The sequence below is a fragment of the Chryseobacterium herbae genome (genome assembly GCF_025154075.1).
GTDB lineage: Bacteria > Bacteroidota > Bacteroidia > Flavobacteriales > Weeksellaceae > Chryseobacterium > Chryseobacterium herbae.
In genome coordinates, this window is record NZ_JAOAMU010000014.1 from 1 (window position 1) to 741 (window position 741).

1 protein-coding gene is annotated in these 741 nt (G+C 67.5%); it reads right to left on the reverse strand.

Annotated features, from left to right (window positions below; translation table 11 throughout):
* Window positions 1–81: 81 nt before the first annotated feature.
* Window positions 82–741: chlorophyll a/b-binding protein (locus N0B48_RS22870; RefSeq protein ID WP_259841810.1), on the reverse strand; the 660-nt coding region annotated here is incomplete at its 5' end.

The window sequence follows — 741 nt, forward strand, 5'->3', positions numbered from 1 at the left end:
GTGCGGCTAAAGCAACAACGCGTTGTGGCCTCTCCGTCAGTCAACCCTCGACCGACTAAGCAAAACCCAGTGGGAAAACGCTTAGAAGATGGTCGGGGGCGCGGCGCCGCCCAGGCCGCCGGTGGGGTAGAGCGCGTCGACGCCGAGCAGCTCGTGGATGAGGCAGCCGGTGATGCCCATCATGGCCGCACGGCCGTTCTGGCGCTCGGCGTTCAGCTTGAAGGCCTTGACCTCGGGGTCGTCGTAGCGCACCCACGAGTCGAGGGCGATGTCGCCGGCCTCGGCGTCATCGGTCTGCGGCTTGGAGGCGAAGCCGGTGCCGGCCTCCTGCATGCAGGTGAGGATCATGATCTGCAGCCAGCCCGCGGTGGGCACGGCCTCGAGCGAGGCGAAGCAGCCCGCCGGGACGTCGGAGAACTTGAGGTTCTGCGAGGTCGACAGGTAGCCCGGCACGCGGATGCCCGCCTCGATGGCGATCACGTGGAGGAAGCCGAGCATGGCCGCGCGGCCGTGCTTGATCTCCATGATCTCGTAGCGGCGCATGTCACGGGTCTCGATCAGGCCCAGGGGGTCGAAGACGCCCAGGGGCGGGAGGACACCCAGGTCGCCCTCCGAGAACATGGTGGCGGAGGCGCGCGACACCGAGCGCATGGCGGCGGCCGGGGCCTGGAAGGCCGAGACGGACTCGAGCAGGGCAAGGGCAACGACGGCGACAGACTGCATGGTTTTAGAAGAAAGTTT